The organism is Methanobacterium petrolearium, from assembly GCF_017873625.1.
In the GTDB taxonomy this organism is placed as follows: domain Archaea; phylum Methanobacteriota; class Methanobacteria; order Methanobacteriales; family Methanobacteriaceae; genus Methanobacterium; species Methanobacterium petrolearium.
In genome coordinates, this window is sequence record NZ_JAGGKL010000019.1 from 1 (window position 1) to 16,633 (window position 16,633).

Consider the following 16,633-nt stretch of genomic DNA (forward strand, 5'->3'; position numbering starts at 1 on the left):
TATCTGAGAGTCCGTTTAGGAAGGTTTCTGTTTTTTCTTGGTTTTGTTCGTGTTTATCTGAGAGTCCGTTTAGGAAGGTTTCTGTTTTTTCTTGGTTTTGTTCGTGTTTATCTGAGAGTCCGTTTAGGAAGGTTTCTGTTTTTTCTTGGTTTTGTTCGTATTTTTTTATGAAGTTGTTTGTTTTTTCTTGGTTTTGTTCGTATATATTTAAGAGTCCGTTTAGGAAGGTTTCTGTTTTTTCTTGGTTTTGTTCGTATTTTTTTATGAAGTTGTTTGTTTTTTCTTGGTTTTGTTCGTATATATTTAAGAGTCCGTTTAGGAAGGTTTCTGTTTTTTCTTGGTTTTGTTCGTGTTTATCTGAGAGTCCGTTTAGGAAGGTTTCTGTTTTTTCTTGGTTTTGTTCGTATTTTTTTATGAAGTTGTTTGTTTTTTCTTGGTTTTTGTCGTATATGTTCACTAAGTTGTTTAGGTTGGTTTCTGTTTTTTCTTGGTTTTGTTCGTATTTTTTTATGAAGTTGTTTGTTTTTTCTTGGTTTTTGTCGTATATGTTCACTAAGTTGTTTAGGTTGGTTTCTGTTTTTTCTTGGTTTTGTTCGTATTTTTTTATGAAGTTGTTTGTTTTTTCTTGGTTTTCTCCGTATATGTCCAAGAAGGCTTTTATGAAAGTTTCGTTTTTTTCTTGATTTTTTTCATATGAATTTAAAAAAGAATCTATTCTCTTATAATTTCCCAGATATACATTAAAGGTTCTATTTGCTTTTTTGATAAAGTTCAAAGGACTCCTTAAAGATACCATAGTACTACCTCAAAATGTAATTTTTCATTAACTTTTTTAATATTTATTGAACTAATACAAAATAGTAACTCTTTACTTTAATATAATGTTTACTTACAAGATCTATTATTTTAGAAATGTTTTGTTGATTTTGGAATAAGAAAATCGAGGAACATTAATTCAACATGAATCGATCAAAAGATATAATTTCATCTTAAGATCATTAAATACCGTATTTATTCAACTCCCAATTTGAGATTAGTATACAAGATGATTTGAATTAAGGTAGACAAAATGTCGTAATTTTGTAGATATACTGAAAAGTTTTTCACATCTTAATGTGGTTTAAGCATAAAATTAAAAAACACGCACATCAATATGAATAACCACTTTAAGCCAAAAATAATAAGATAAATAAATTTTTAATAATTGGAATGAGGTTTGATTTGTATGGAACTTGAGCAAGTACATGGTGTAATTAAAGGTATTCCTGTAATGAGTTTTGATCAAGCGGCAGAATTAACCAGTTTTATTAAAAGACAGAAATTGAATAATATTTTAGAATTAGGGTTTGCCCATGGGGTTTCTTCTTGTTATATTGCGGGTATTTTGGATGAAATGCAAACAGGCCATCTGACAACAATAGATCGAGAATCTGCACGAAATAGAAAACCAAACATCGAATCCCTTTTGTCAAAATTGAAATTATCCTCCTATGTTACAATTTATTATGAACCTACTTGCTATACTTGGAGATTAATGAAGTTAATTGAACAAACTCCTACCCCTATGTTTGATTTATGTTATATTGATGGAGCACATAATTGGTTTACTGATGGGTTTGCGTTTTTTCTTGTTGATAAATTACTTGTTCCAGGTGGTTGGATAATTTTTGATGATATTAACTGGACATATAATGAAAGTCCATGCTTTAAAAATTCTGAAACAGTTCAAAAAATGCCTTCTGATGAACGGAATACAGCTCAAGTACGGAAAATTTATGAATTATTAGTGAAAACTCATCCAAATTATCATAATTTTATAGAAAAAGGAGATTGGGGATATGCACAAAAAAAGGATGGCATTTCAAGCCAAATTATTGAGTTAAAGGAAATTTTTAGTAAAGATGAATAAGTTGAAAATGATGATCATAATTCAATTAAAGCAGAAAGTGAACTTCAATATTGGCTTAAAACCAAATTAAATGGAGTTAATCTTAGTAATGATCATTATGAGTATTTTTATACAATTTTTTTGGTTTAGATAACGATTATTATAATGGTAAAAAAATACTTGATATTGGTTGTGGTCCTAGAGGAAGTTTAGAATGGGCTGATAAAGCAAAAGAAAGGATAGGACTGGATCCATTAGTAGATGATTATGTGAAGTTAGGTACTGACAAACATATGATGAATTATGTATCTTCAGGAAGTGAGCATATTCCTTTTGTTGATAATAATTAAAATTACCTCAGACAAAATAGTTATATAGAACAAATAAAACATAAATCCAAAACAAAATTCTTATATATTCAAGTTAAAAAAGAAAAAAAATTACAGAAAACATGGAAAAATCAGCACTTACTATAATCTCTACTAAATTAACTACTATAAATCAAGGGATGAATCCAACATTTCAATAATATAATAATTCTGATACTAAACTACATAATCTTCGAAATCAAAAGTAAAAAGTCAAGTGAAGTTATTAACTGCAATATTTAAGATAATAATAATAAGATTTAAATATTCAAAAATTTATATGAAGGTTCTTAATATTAATATTAATATGAAATTTTAGAGGATTTATATTCTTGGATTTTATAAAAAAATACAAATATAAAACCTAAAAAAACGAAGAAAATAGGAAATTCAAAAGAGATACAAAATAATGAACAAGGATTAATAGGAAGTTTCATATGGTTTCGTTTACACTGTACGTCGCTATAAAAGAGAAGTTTAATCTTATGAAGATGTATAAAATTTTTAAAGCGTGTAGAACAATAAATAAATTTAATCTTTTTGATGAAGAATTTTATCTATGGAAATATCCTTTTCTAAAAAATGCAAAAATGCCTCTTTTATGTCATTACCTTTATCATGGATACAAAGAGGGGAAAGAGCCGAGTGAAAAATTTAATGCTAACTATTATCTGCAAATACACCCTGATCTAAGGAATAACGGTGCAAATCCATTATTACATTACGTTAATCATGGGGGGAAAGATAAATTTCCCAGTCATGAAATAAGTGAACTGAAGATTATTGACACTAATAAAAAGTTAATAAATGCTTACAATAAAATTATAGAACAGCAAGAAATTTTAAATCATTATTCTGAAAAATTAAATCGATATGAACAAGATCTGAAAATATACAAGAAAGAATTGAAAAATAAAAAGGAAACTAAAAAAATTACATAAAAGTTAAACATAATTTAATGATGATGTATGGGTTTGAAATGGCCGTTCTCATTAATTAATTCTTAAAAATTGCTATAGGCTTGCTATATGTGTTAATCTCTATTAAATTAGGATTCTTGATGAAACAAAATTAATGATTTAAATTTTATAAAAGAAGTAACGACATAGAAATGAATCGTTTTTTAGAAAATACCATGAAATCATTCATTAATCAAAAAAATTTGCATTGCAAAATTATCTAAAAATTATTCAATACCATAGGTTATGAAAAATGTCTTAGTGTCCCATCATTCAACAACTTATATTAGATCATTTTGACAGATGGAGAGGTATTATATTGAAATATAATGAAAAACTTGAATTTGACGGAAATAACAGAGTTCCAATTGTTTTTATCACCGATGAAAATTTTGCAATACCAACTTGTGTGGCCATTATTTCCCTAATTAAAAATAAGGATAAAGATACTTTTTACTATATTTTTATTATTGCAGATAGAATATCAATAGAAACAGAAAATAAACTGTTTTCATTAAAAAAGGATGATGTCAACATACAACTAATTCATATTTCTTCAGAAAAATTTGAAGGAATTCATGAGGGGGAAAAAAGCATATGTGTAGCATCTTTATCTGCACTATTCAAATTTGAAATACCAAATATACTTCCTTTAGAAGATAAAATTCTTTATTTAGATGGGGATATATTGGTAAGAAAGGATTTAAAGGAATTATTTAACATAAATATTGAAAATTTTTATGTGGCAGCAGCCCATGATACTGGGAAGTTATATTTCAAACGCCCAATAATAAAAGAAATACCCTCTTACTTTAACTCTGGTGTCATGTTGTTAAATTTAAAGAGATTAAGGGAAAATAAAATTCCAGAATCGCTCATTGAAACCAAAAAAAGACAAGAAACCACCTTAATGGATCAAGATGTGTTCAACATCGTGTTACAATGTGGGGTCAAACACATCGATATAAAATACAATTTTCTTCTTTTAAATTTACATAGGGCAAAGGATAAATATAAATTTGAACAGATTAATGCTCTTTTCAACTCATCTTATAAAAATTTAGAGGATGTAGAGGAAAAATCCCATATAATTCATTTTTCTTCTCGAGATAAGCCATGGAAATTTGTTGATGGTGTTTATTCAAAACAGTGGTTCAGTTATTTCCGAATGTCTCCATTTAGAGACCCACCTAATATTTCTGACATCAAATTAGCAATTAATGAATATTCACAAGAATATCAGGATGTTAGAAAGGTTAATACAAATCCAATTGTTCATCGCGCTCCTCATGAAAAAAAGGAAGGAATTTTTCAGAAGCATCATGCTGAGTTAAACACGCCACAAAATAAAATAAAAAAATTAAAAAATCAAATTAAAAATCTCGAAGGTGAGGTTGACCAAAAAAATCGTGAAATTAATGCCTTAAAATGGACTATGGAAACTCATAAACAGTTAATAAAGAATTTTAAAGCGGAATCTAGAAGTATTAAGCAAATTTACTTGGAAAAAAATGTTTCTTCGCAGGATTATGGTAAACTTACTGTAATTATACCTTATCGCAAAACCGATGACCTCCAAAGGGAAGAAAATTTAGATATAAATTTGAGTTACCTTAGTAAGTTAGGAATTAAAAATTTGATTATATCTCAGCATTCCGATGAATCAGCTAAACCACTTTTAATTGAGAAATATGGAAATTTATTTGATTATTTCAGGGTTTACTTCAGTTATGCAGATGGAAAGTTATTTAATAAGTCCCGTGCCATTAATCAGGGGGTTATTAAATCCAAAACACCATACATCGCTATATTTGATGTCGATGCGTTAACTAGAAATGAAAACATATATCAGGCTATTTATTTATTAGATAAAGGATTTGAATTAGTACATCCGCATGACAGATTAGTAAAGGATATAGTGGATAAAAAAAGTTTTATAGAGGATTATGATTTTGAGAAAGTAAAATCACCCACGCAACAAAGAGATTGGGCTGATGGAGGAATTGTTTTCTGGAATAAACGTTCTTTCATTGATATAGGTATGAAAAATGAGCATATCACTGGTTGGGGCAGTGAAGATAATGAAATAATATTTAGAGCAAACATATTCCAACTTAAGCAGATCAGAATAGACGATATTTTATATCATCTATACCATGACCGTCTGAAAGTAAAAACCGACGATAACTTTGAAAATATGAAAAAAATGATGTATATAACGAGTAAAAAAGAGCTTCTAAACGAAATAAAGCAATGGCCTTGGCTAGAAGAAGCAAAAAAGACAATTCATGAAGATCTTGTTCTAACGACAGAAAATACTGAATTAGAAGAAGAACTTTTCTCAAAGAAATAACTGGATCCTTTACAGCCGATAATCAAAGACCCGGCAAGTATTAAAGAAAGTGATTTTAAAAAAGTTTATAGAAAAGCTTCTGCAGATAAAGATTCTGCAAATAGTTTAATTTATAAAAAAAAAGAAATTTGATAAATTATTATCTTTTCTATATATTTTAAAGAAAGAGAAACTAAATCCAAAGAATATTTATAGAATTTTTAAAGCTAGGGGACAAATTGAATCTTTAAATCTTTTTGATGAAAAGTATTATTTAACAAACTATTCCTATCTCACAAACTCCAATATTGAACTATTAAACCACTACCTCTATCATGGATGGAAAGAAAAAAACCATCTAAAAAGTTCGATGGAAACTATTACTTAAAAAGATACCCTGATGTAAAAGAGTCTAAAGTAAATCCACTTGTTCACTATTTGCTTCATGGAGAAGAGGAAGGAAGATTTCCAAATCATCATGCTGAAATGAACTCACCACAGTATATAAATAAGAAATTTCAGGACATTATAAAAAACCTAGAAAAATCCCTTTCTCAATCGAATAATTATCTTCAAAATATAAAAACGGAAGTTGAAGAGAATAATCAGTTACACAAAAAGGAAATTGAAAACTTTGAGAAAAAATTAAACTTAACAAAATCTGTTTTACACGATATAATAGACTGTTCTAATAAAAAGAAATATTGTCCCATTTGCCAAAAAACATTTTTAGCATTTTTATCTTTGGTGAAAACCATGGCCTGGGGCGCAATGTCCTAATTGTGGTTCTTTAGAAAGACATAGGGGGTTTTTCTTATTTTTAAACAAGAATCCTGAAATTTTAAATAGAAAAATTAAATTACTGCATTTCGTTCCAGAACCATTTCTTTTTCAAAATGTTCAGCGAGTCTGAAAATATTGATTATAATCCAGTAGATATTAACCCTGAACTATATAACATAAAAGAAAAAGTAGATATGCAAAATATTCCTTATGAAGAAAGTACTTTTGACCTTATCTACAACTGTCATGTTTTAGAACATGTTCCAAATGATATTAAAGCCATGAAAGAATTGTATCGTGTTGTTAAACCCACATCAGTTGGAGGCATGTGTGTAATTATGGTACCAGTATTTGAAAACTTAAGTGAAACCTTAGAAAAAGAAGAATATCACACTCCTGAATTGAGATCAAAATACTATGGGCAGCACGATCACTCACGAAAATATGGAATGGACTTTAAAAATCGTTTAGAACTTGTTGGGTTTGATGTTGAAGTAATTGATCCTAATACTTTAGTAACAGATGAAACATATGATTATGGTCGTTTGTCTGATAAAATATATTTATGTACAAAACATATATGAAGCATAATTAAATTCCACAAAAATGAACATGACAAATAAATCGAATGAATCAGTGAAATTGTCAATTTTGAAGATTTTCGCAACTTTTAATTTCTTTTTAGATCATAACAACAAATTCAACGGTTGTATTAAGAAACTTGGATTTCATTTATGTTTGAGTATTATTGGCTGAACTCTCAACTGATCATTTTTCAAGAATAGATCTACAAATCGTACAAAAAACGCCAAATATTGAATCCATCTTGACTAAATTAGGATTATCCGCATATGATTATACCTATCATAAAACCACGCTCGTAATTGGAGATAATGATAAATTGACAAAATAATAAATCTTTCTGATTTATGTCATTTTGACTGAGCCAATGATTGGTAACTGGGGTTGCTTTTTTTCTTGTTGATAAATTGCTTGTGCCTAGAGGTTGGATTATTTTTATTAATGACGTTAATGGATAATGCAGAATAAATGTATGGAATTTTTGCAGTGAATTTAAAAAGATGATTAATCATAATAATAGAAATATATTGATATTTTGTACTATATTAAATACTAATAATAAAACTAAATCATATTATTAAAAAGAAATATATATCACTAAATAAGTACTGATTAAATTTTTTTTGGTGATAAAATGAAAATAACAGTTATCGGAACAGGTTATGTGGGGTTAGTCACAGGGACCTGTTTTTCAGAGATGGGAAATAAGGTTTATTGTATAGATATTGATGATGGTAAGATAGAAGGTCTGAAAAAAGGTATCGTACCCATATACGAACCTGGATTGGAAGAATTAGTGCTTAATAACCAGTCTAAAGGCGATCTTATATTCACCAATAATCTTAAAGAGGGTCTTGATAATTCTAAGATTTGTTTCATCGCTGTGGGCACCCCCATGGGTGAGGATGGCAGTGCTAACATGCAGTATGTGTTAAATGCTGCTAAGGATATAGGTCAGTTGATAAACCATGACTTGATTGTGGTTAACAAATCCACGGTTCCCGTGGGAACTGCAGATAAGGTTAAAGCAACCATCCTAGAAGAGTTAGAACAAAGAAATCTCAAACTCAACATTGAAGTAGTTTCAAACCCAGAATTCTTAAAAGAAGGCTCTGCAGTGGAAGATTTCATGCGACCAGATAGAGTAGTAATTGGATCCAGTAATGAAAATGTAATTGAAACCTTGAAAGAATTATACTCCCCATTCACCTCTAACCATGAGAGATTCATTACCATGGATGTTCGCAGTGCGGAAATGACAAAATACGCAGCCAACGCCATGCTTGCCACCAGAATATCCTTCATGAATGAAATAGCTAATATCTGTGAAAAAGTAGGCGCGGATATTAACAATGTTCGCAAGGGTATAGGTAGTGATAAACGGATTGGATACAATTTTTTGTACGCTGGCTGTGGATATGGGGGTAGTTGCTTCCCTAAAGATGTTAAAGCTTTGATCAGTCTCGCTGCTAATAGGCGGTATGATGCTAAGATTTTAAAAGAAGTTGAAGTACTTAACAATCAACAGAAACTTACTTTAGTACGTAAAGTAGTAGATAAATTTGGGGAGAACCTTTCAGGGTTTACTTTTGGAATATGGGGGCTTTCATTCAAGCCAGAAACTGATGATATGCGAGAAGCACCTTCAGTGGTTACAGTAAACAAATTATGCCAATTAGGAGCTAAAGTGCGGGCTTATGATCCCCAAGCTATGGAAGTTGCCAAAAAATACTATTTTAAAGGTAATAAACAGGTAGAATATGCAGAAAATAAGTACGACGCTCTGGATAAAACCAATGCTCTACTACTGTTAACTGAGTGGAAAGAATTCAGAAGTCCCGATTTTCAGGAAATGAGTAAAAGAATGTGTAATAACATAATCTTCGACGGTAGAAACCAGTATAATAAAGACATGCTCAGAAAAATTGGCTTTGAATATCATCAGATCGGTAATGGTTATAAAGGAATTTAAATATGGCAACAGGGAAGATTACTGGACACAGATTCCTGTCTAATTTCAGGAAATACAAATTTTTACTTTATCAGTTGGTAAGTAGGGACATAAAAACTAAATATCGTAAATCTGTTTTAGGAGTGTTTTGGAGTTTTTTAGAGCCTCTTTTAACCATGATCGTGCTTACCATCATATTTTCTACTTTATTTAAAGGTTGGGGAATTGAGAACTATCCTGTGTACTTGTTAACAGGCAGATTGATATTTATCTTCTTTTCAGGAGGAACCACGGCTGCAATGCGATCCATAAGGAGTAGTGCAAGTATCTTAAAGACAGTTTACGTGCCAAAATATATCTATTCCCTTTCGGTAATACTATCCAACTTTGTAACATTTTTGCTCTCATTAGTAGTGTTATTTTTAGTAATGGCTGCCACCAATGCACCATTTACAATTTACATAATCTTCACCAGTTTACCTATCTTAGCCTTACTGTTCTTCACTATTGGGGTGGGAATGATAGTGGCCACTGTAAACGTCTTCTTCCGGGATCTTGAACATTTATATGGGGTCTTGATGACTCTATTTATGTACGTCACCCCAATATTTTATCCTCCCAGCATTGTTCCTTCCAGTTTCAGATTTATTCAGGATTATAATCCAATATATGCGATTATAGAATGTTGTCGAAGTGTTTTTCTTTATGGTGAGATTTATGATCCTCATCAACTACTATTTGCGTTAGTATCGGCTGCCGTAGCCATGATTGTAGGTTTAGCATTGTTTTATAGATACCAAGATAAATTCATATTACACATTTAATTTATTATTGTAAGGTGAAACATTGGAAAACACTGTTATTAAGATTGAAAATGTAAAGATGAAATTCAACTTAAGTAAGGAAAAAACAGACAACCTTAAAGAATATGTTATTAAGTTCATAAAAAGAGAACTCCATTACCACCCTTTCTGGGCCCTAAAAGGTGTTTCTTTTGAAGTTAAAAAGGGTGATAAATTAGGTATTATTGGATTAAATGGTGCTGGTAAAAGTACCCTTCTAAAACTTATTGCAGGGGTCATGAAACCCACTGAAGGACATGTCATGGTTAAAGGAAGCATGGTGCCCTTACTGGAAATGGGAGCAGGTTTTGATCCGGATTACACAGGTCGAGAAAACATTTTTCTTAAAGGAGCGTTGCTGGGTTATACCCGGCGTTTTTTAGAAGAGAAATTTGATGAAATAGTGGAGTTTTCTGAATTAGAAGATTTCATAAATGTTCCCCTGAAAAATTATTCTTCTGGAATGAAAGCACGTCTAGCATTTTCCATAGCCACCATGGTTGAACCCGAAATATTAATCGTAGATGAAGTTTTATCTGTTGGAGATGCTAAATTTCAGCAAAAAAGTCGGGAAAAGATGCAATCGCTTCTAAATGAGGATGCCACTGTACTTTTTGTATCTCACTCTACTCATCAGGTCAAAGCCATATGTAATAGAGCAATATGGTTACATCAAGGTGAAATAATTGATGAAGGATCTGCTGAAGAAGTATGTGATTTATATGATAAATGGATAACTGAGAAAAGTTAATCCACAAAATCCCGTCTATGGTTTGATTTGGTCTTCAGATAATGTTTATTGGAAAAAATAGTCATTATACATAATTACAATTGTTGATCTTTCTTTCTATGTTACAATGTTACAGTGATCTGTTTAGAACTGTAAATCTCATTGTTATTTTCATCTGATTCGAATATTTCTTTATCAGAGTCTATAATTACTCTTATGTAGTAATTCCCAGGGGTAATGTTGGTGGGTATTGTGAATTTGGGATCTGGGTGCATGTTTTCACCACCCCCAAGATTAGTAACCCGTATTTTACCAAGGAAGATACTGTTCTTGGAACTCTTTTCAGGTGTTAACTGGAAGGTGACATTGAAACCACCAGTAGATAAAATTCCATTATTTTTTAAGGTGGTATCGATGGTTACTTCATTACCTCTCACACCACTTGAGGGGACTGTTACATTGGTGATGACTAAATCTTTAAACAAACCAGTGCCATTAAAGGCTATTATTAAAAAAACCAGTATAAATGCGATTATCAGAATTAAAGACTGTTTTTTCCAATTATCAAGGATACTTCCCGAAGACGATCCAGAAGAAGATTTGGAAGGTTTATCAATTTTATCATATTTTTCGGGTTTTTTGGACTCATCACGCTTTTTATCCGATGTTTCATTAGGAAATGTTGGTTGTTTTTCATTTTTTAATTCTAATTCTCCTCCACATGTGCACTGAAAGTCTGAAGGTTCTTCATCTGGTTGTAGTTGATATTCTTTCCCACATTCTGAACATTGGACTTTCATGATCCATCCCTCAAAATCCTAAAAAGTATGATTTGTTGTTATTTTTTTACTTAATATAAATTTTTTGTCAATTGAATATATTTCCTACTGGAAAAATAACATTCAGAACCATCAAAACTTTAAAATCATCATTAATCCCATTATTAATCAAAATTCCATTTATTGAGTACAGGTTCAACCATGCTATCATAGGGACATGTTAAAATGAGATCTCTCATGAAAATCACTGGCTAATAACTGATGGATTTCTTTCTTGGTATTCATCCACTGAAATTTCTACATAACTTATTAAAGTTAGAACAGAATAAACCATTATATCTCTTTGAATGGTTTCAATTAAAATATTAATCAGATAACATCAATTCACAGATAAAATCACCAAACAAAGTCACATATAAAATCTTTCATCACCATGCTTTGGTATGTTTGTTCTGTTCATCAAAAAATTATTAAAGAATTCAAAACTCAGTTATCCTGCAAAAAGGGATTCACATGGATTTATCGATTATTATTGTAAACTACCAGACCTATGATCTTACCAAACAGACCATAGAATCTGTAATAAACAAAGAACATCCATTCACCTATGAAATCTACTTGGTTGATGATGCCTCACAGGATGGTAGTCTGGAAAAGTTACAGCAGGATTTTAAAGAAGAAAATGCAGACGGGTTAATCAAATTCATTGCCAGCCCTGAAAACAAAGGATTTGCTCATGCAAACAATTTAGCCCTTAAACAAACCAAAGCCAGATACGTATTACTTTTAAACTCAGATACAGTGATCTTTAACGACTGCCTGGCTAAGTGCTTGAAATTCATTGAAGAAGATGAAAGTATCGGTGCATTGGGATGTAAAGTTCTTTTGGCTGATGGTAACCTGGATAAAGCCTGTAGAAGGAGTTTTCCCACATTCAGTGTTTCTGCATATCGCATGCTGGGCCTGTCACACTTTTTCCCTAAAAGTAAACGCTTTGGTAAGTACAACCTCACCTACCTTGACAAGAACCAAACTTATGAAGTTGATTGTTTAACTGGTGCATTCATGCTGGTTAGATCTAAAGCCATACACTCGGTGGGCCTTCTTGATGAGGAATTTTTCATGTACGGTGAGGATGTTGACTGGTGCTATCGTATAAAGGCTGATGGTTGGAAGATCGTGTATTATGCTGGTGCAGAAGTTGTACATTATAAGGGTGGGAGTAAAAAGCGCCCAGAAAAATCGAAACTCACCCATGAATTTTATCGGGCAATGTACCTTTTTTACAATAAACATTACAAGGACACCTACCCCTGGATCATAACTGGTATAACCTACAGTGGAATTGGTGTTATGTATGGATTAAAATACCTTAAAAATTTTTTAGAAAGATAATCGGTTAATTAATTTAATATTCCTTCATTAATTTAATATTCTTTATGAACTTAAAATTGCTTTAACTAATTTAAAACATTTTCCTGATAGCTTAGTTGATGCTAGGATGTTCTAAAGCACAACAATTATATTCCCTTTTATGTATTGTGTTATAATTGCGTAAATAAGGGCCGGATACTTAGATTTGTCATGTGATCCCTTTAAGATACCATGAAATAGGGAATTAACAGATTTACGGCGAGATATATCCTGGTTATCCATTTCATCACGTATAAGTTCTATGGAATTGCCGTTTATGTATCCCTGTCCTGTAACGTAAACCGGGCCAACTGCTTGGATAATGGCGTCTACAGCATCAGGATTGATGGTTATCACAAAATTTGTCTTTATTCCTGTACTATATTCCAGTGCCTCACTTGCCAATTTAGCCCCTGCCTGAGTATCACCCTCCCAAAAACAATCATGCAAATAATAATGACTAGGATCGATTTTATATTGCATAAGGTGTTCTTGCAGGTCCTGTGGAGGCGTGGCTGTGGGGTGATATATATGTCCAGGGAATATAGGTTCAAAACTGTTTACATGCCAGTTTTTAATTTTTAAAATAACAATGGCATCAACTCCACCCACACCTGCCTTTGATTCTGATGGATCCACACATAGGATTAATATGTTCATTTCCCCGGTGTTTGTGTTAACTTCTTTAGCTTGCAGGTGTTCGTAGGTAGTGAAAATAAACCCCGATACCAAGATCAACAGTACTACTATTGTTATGAATGTTTTTTTCTTAACCATCTAAATAAACTCATTCATGTTTTTAATATCAATGATCTTTTACATAAAAGATTCATTGTGGAAACTAGTCTCATATTGTAAGATACTATGGACTATACTATTTAGGCTAGAAATTTCCTGCCAAACGAACCAGGATGAAAATTTTGAATTTAATCCCAATATGTTAACACATAAGTTTATATATTTATTAATGAAAAACCTATTTTATCGATTATAGAGCATGATTCTTTTAATAGGCAGATTATAGTAAATGACAACTTTAATTAATAAAACTTTAATTAATAATAACTAAATCCAAAATTCCTTAAATTGATTAGAGTTAATAAATACATTATATCGGTGGATCAGTTGATTAGAGAGAACCAAAGATTATTCAACCTACTCTTAATTATCATTGACATATTAATCATCAGTTTCTCCCTGGTTTTAGCATGGTACATCCGGTTTGAAACAGATTTATTAGGTTTCAGCAAGGGAATTTGGGGATTTAACCATTACATGATGCCCCTCATTTTCATCATACCCTCATATATTTTTCTTTACTATGCTTTCGGCTTGTACACTCCCCAAAGAACCCAAAAGAACATTTTATCCGAAGCATTTAGGATCATTAATGCTAATATTATTGGATTGCTTTTTATCACAACCCTGTTATTTGCATTTGAATTAACAGACTATTCAAGATACTTGCTGGCGATGTTTGCCCTGTTCAGCACCAGCTTTTCAATACTTGAGAGATTTGGAGTCAGACAATCGTTAAAGTTCATACGCAGCAGAGGACACAACATCAAATATATCCTGATTATAGGGGCGGGAGAACTGGGCAGAAAAGTTTCCCACACCATCAGCCAGAACGAATACATGGGATATCGTATTGTTGGATTTTTGGATGATAATTTAGAGAAAAACGAGAAAGTTAATGGTTCAGAGGTTATAGGGTCAGTTAAAGACCTGAAGAATGTTATTTCCACTAAATTAATTGACCGGGTGATTATAACCGTATCCCCCCGGCATTATGAACTTCTGGAATCAATAGTGGAAACCTGTGAGAAATGTGGAGTGCGGGCAGAGATCGTGCCAGATTATTACAGGTACATGCCAGCCACACCACATATTGACGTGATAGAAGGCATTCCCTTCATCCAGATCCGCCAGGTGCCCCTGGATAACCTATTTAACAGATTTATAAAGAGATTTTTCGACATAATCCTGGTGGTTCCAGCTATCATAATCCTGTCTCCCCTCCTTGTTATAACTGCCATACTGGTAAAGATAACTTCCCCTGGCCCAATAATCTTCAAACAGGAAAGGTTGGGACTTAACAAGGAAAGCTTTTACATGTACAAATTTCGCAGTATGAAGGTTCATGACACAGAAGGGGAGAAATTTCAGTGGACCACGAAAGATGACCATCGTAAAACAAGGTTTGGTTCATTTATCAGAAAAACCAGTATTGATGAGTTGCCACAGTTTTTCAACATATTAAAAGGGGAAATGAGTTTAATCGGTCCCAGACCGGAACGTCCTCCTTTAGTAGATAAATTCAGAGAAGAAGTTCCAAAATACATGATCAAACACCATGTTCGTCCAGGAATGACGGGTTGGGCCCAGGTGAACGGTTATCGTGGTAACACATCTATTTTCAAAAGGATCGAACATGACATTTACTACGTGGAAAACTGGAGATTGTCCCTGGATATTGTAATATTTTTCAGAACTCTATTCAATCTATTCCGGGATAAAAATGCATATTAACAAACATATTAAAAAATAGGAATTGTTTCAGCTCACATTAAGCTTCACAATTCGTGTTTGATAGGGGTTCTGGTCAGGAAGCTTGTAAAGAAGGAATTCTATGTTCCTTTCCCCGGGTATTCCTGCTGTGAGATCAACTGGAATTTCCATTTTTTGATTATGTTCAAGGGAAACGTTTTCCTGTTTTAGGATGGAGTTATTTGTTCTCACCACTATGCTGTAGTTAACTGTGGATCCTTCTTGGTTCACCAAGACCATGGTTAAACTAGTTTGTTCTCCGGAGACAAGGTTGAGAGTATAACCACCAGCATTTGAATCCAGATCTTTGATATAAAAGCTAGTGGCATTTGTTGCACTGCCATTGGTGTTAAAATCTTCCGAATTTATTAAGGTGTAAGCAGCAGTGCCAATGGTCAGGAGAATACAGATAATAAGGAATATACCCAGCGTTTTATCCAGTTTGGGAACACGGATTCTTCTGTTCACCGGTAATTTTCTCATTTTTAAAACGGTTATGAAACATAACAATAGACTGAAAATAGCTAAAACAATGAGTATGAGTTCTAAATGAATGCCCCATCGGGTATAATTAAAGATTAAACCAATTATGGAAGTTAAAATCAAACTTGAACCGAAACTCAGTGCTAAACGTTCAATTAATTCCAGATCGTCATTTTTAGGAAACATCACTGCCAGTAACAAGTACCCTGGTATTAAACATACAAAAAGACTACCTGGAACCATCCAGACAGGTGTTTTATTTAAAGGAGGAACTAAAACAGTAATTATCATCAGCAAACTCAGTAGAATGTAAATTATCAGATTTTTATCCCATAACTTATGTGATTTTAAAGGAATTAATTCTTCGGCAGATTCTTCTATTTTCGGCCTAAAATGCTTTATCCTCATCATATAAGCCGTAACCGCGACTAATGCAGTAATTATCGATATAAACCATGTTAAATCTCTAAAATGCAAGCCCAATGGTGAAATTTTCAGCATCAGACTGATTAAAATAACTAGGAACATACTAAACATTGTAATTAAAAATGGTTTTCTTAAAAGACCAGTAGAATCTTCTTCAGGATAAATTAAAGACATCAATGAATATCCTGAAAGTACAATTATCAATATGAATAGAAAAATATCGAGAATGAAGATATTGAATGGTTGGGTTGATGTAAATATTGCAATGATTGATGATAATACAAAAATTAACAATAGATCCTTTGATGATGTTCCTTTCATTATGATCCTCCACTATTCATAGAGTTTGGGGATAATTAAATCTTTTATTTTAGTTTTATAGGTAAGATATTAATAAACGTAATATAACGTTTGTTTCAAACTACATAAAATTTAGTATAAAAAAAGCCTAAAGAGAATTTCGATTATCTGTTAGATCTTTGGATATTTAAATTTTTTATTGGATTGAATTCATGGTTTAAACTGTTTAATTTGGCAAATACATATA

Annotated in this window: 14 protein-coding genes; 10 read left to right on the plus strand and 4 right to left on the minus strand. The window is 31.9% G+C overall.

Annotation, left to right across the window (positions count from 1 at the left end; translation table 11 throughout):
* The coding region (locus J2743_RS11775; RefSeq protein WP_209627440.1) for a hypothetical protein at window positions 1-796 on the minus strand (796 nt) is incomplete at its 3' end.
* A gap of 429 nt (window positions 797-1,225) precedes the next feature.
* Here J2743_RS11775 and J2743_RS11780 point away from each other — a divergent pair.
* The 8 genes from J2743_RS11780 to J2743_RS11815 all read left to right on the plus strand — a co-directional run bounded on the left by J2743_RS11780 (window position 1,226) and on the right by J2743_RS11815 (window position 10,456).
* Window positions 1,226-1,909, plus strand: coding sequence for a class I SAM-dependent methyltransferase (locus J2743_RS11780; protein ID WP_209627442.1), 684 nt, complete (start codon window positions 1,226-1,228; stop codon window positions 1,907-1,909).
* Window positions 1,910-2,741: 832 nt separating this feature from the next.
* Entirely contained in the window at window positions 2,742-3,197 is a 456-nt protein-coding gene (locus J2743_RS11785; protein WP_209627444.1) for a hypothetical protein, read from the plus strand.
* A 337-nt stretch (window positions 3,198-3,534) separates the two neighbouring features.
* Window positions 3,535-5,568 carry a glycosyltransferase gene (locus J2743_RS11790; protein WP_209627446.1) on the plus strand — a complete coding sequence of 678 codons (2,034 nt, stop codon included), beginning with the start codon at window positions 3,535-3,537 and terminating at the stop codon, window positions 5,566-5,568.
* A gap of 318 nt (window positions 5,569-5,886) precedes the next feature.
* A complete protein-coding gene (locus tag J2743_RS11795) occupies window positions 5,887-6,327 on the plus strand; it encodes a hypothetical protein (RefSeq protein WP_209627448.1) in 441 nt (146 codons plus the stop codon).
* Between the two features lie 116 nt (window positions 6,328-6,443).
* Window positions 6,444-6,914, plus strand: a complete 471-nt coding sequence (locus J2743_RS11800) for a class I SAM-dependent methyltransferase (RefSeq protein ID WP_209627450.1) — start codon at window positions 6,444-6,446, stop codon at window positions 6,912-6,914.
* Between the two features lie 632 nt (window positions 6,915-7,546).
* Window positions 7,547-8,884 carry a UDP-glucose dehydrogenase family protein gene (locus J2743_RS11805; protein WP_209627452.1) on the plus strand — a complete coding sequence of 446 codons (1,338 nt, stop codon included), beginning with the start codon at window positions 7,547-7,549 and terminating at the stop codon, window positions 8,882-8,884.
* Between the two features lie 2 nt (window positions 8,885-8,886).
* Complete coding sequence (locus J2743_RS11810) at window positions 8,887-9,687, plus strand: ABC transporter permease (protein WP_209627454.1); 801 nt, start codon at window positions 8,887-8,889, stop codon at window positions 9,685-9,687.
* Window positions 9,688-9,709: 22 nt separating this feature from the next.
* Window positions 9,710-10,456: an ABC transporter ATP-binding protein gene (locus tag J2743_RS11815; protein ID WP_209627456.1), complete on the plus strand. Its 747-nt coding sequence runs from the start codon at window positions 9,710-9,712 to the stop codon at window positions 10,454-10,456.
* Between the two features lie 101 nt (window positions 10,457-10,557).
* Here the strand turns inward: J2743_RS11815 and J2743_RS11820 are convergent, their stop codons facing one another.
* Window positions 10,558-11,235 (minus strand): CARDB domain-containing protein, encoded by a 678-nt coding sequence (locus J2743_RS11820; RefSeq protein WP_209627458.1) that lies wholly within the window; start codon window positions 11,233-11,235, stop codon window positions 10,558-10,560.
* A gap of 492 nt (window positions 11,236-11,727) precedes the next feature.
* Between J2743_RS11820 and J2743_RS11825 the strand changes: the two genes are divergently transcribed.
* Window positions 11,728-12,609 (plus strand): glycosyltransferase family 2 protein, encoded by an 882-nt coding sequence (locus J2743_RS11825; protein ID WP_209627460.1) that lies wholly within the window; start codon window positions 11,728-11,730, stop codon window positions 12,607-12,609.
* 111 nt (window positions 12,610-12,720) lie between these two features.
* On the opposite strand, the gene J2743_RS11830 is transcribed toward J2743_RS11825, so the two are convergent.
* On the minus strand, window positions 12,721-13,404 hold the full coding sequence (locus tag J2743_RS11830; protein WP_209627462.1) for a DUF4012 domain-containing protein: 684 nt from the start codon (window positions 13,402-13,404) through the stop codon (window positions 12,721-12,723).
* A 348-nt stretch (window positions 13,405-13,752) separates the two neighbouring features.
* Here J2743_RS11830 and J2743_RS11835 point away from each other — a divergent pair, with 348 nt between their 5' ends.
* Window positions 13,753-15,159: an undecaprenyl-phosphate glucose phosphotransferase gene (locus J2743_RS11835; RefSeq protein WP_209627464.1), complete on the plus strand. Its 1,407-nt coding sequence runs from the start codon at window positions 13,753-13,755 to the stop codon at window positions 15,157-15,159.
* Between the two features lie 27 nt (window positions 15,160-15,186).
* Here J2743_RS11835 and J2743_RS11840 read toward each other — a convergent pair whose 3' ends face one another.
* Window positions 15,187-16,407 (minus strand): DUF1616 domain-containing protein, encoded by a 1,221-nt coding sequence (locus tag J2743_RS11840; protein ID WP_209627466.1) that lies wholly within the window; start codon window positions 16,405-16,407, stop codon window positions 15,187-15,189.
* Between the last annotated feature and the right edge of the window lie 226 nt (window positions 16,408-16,633).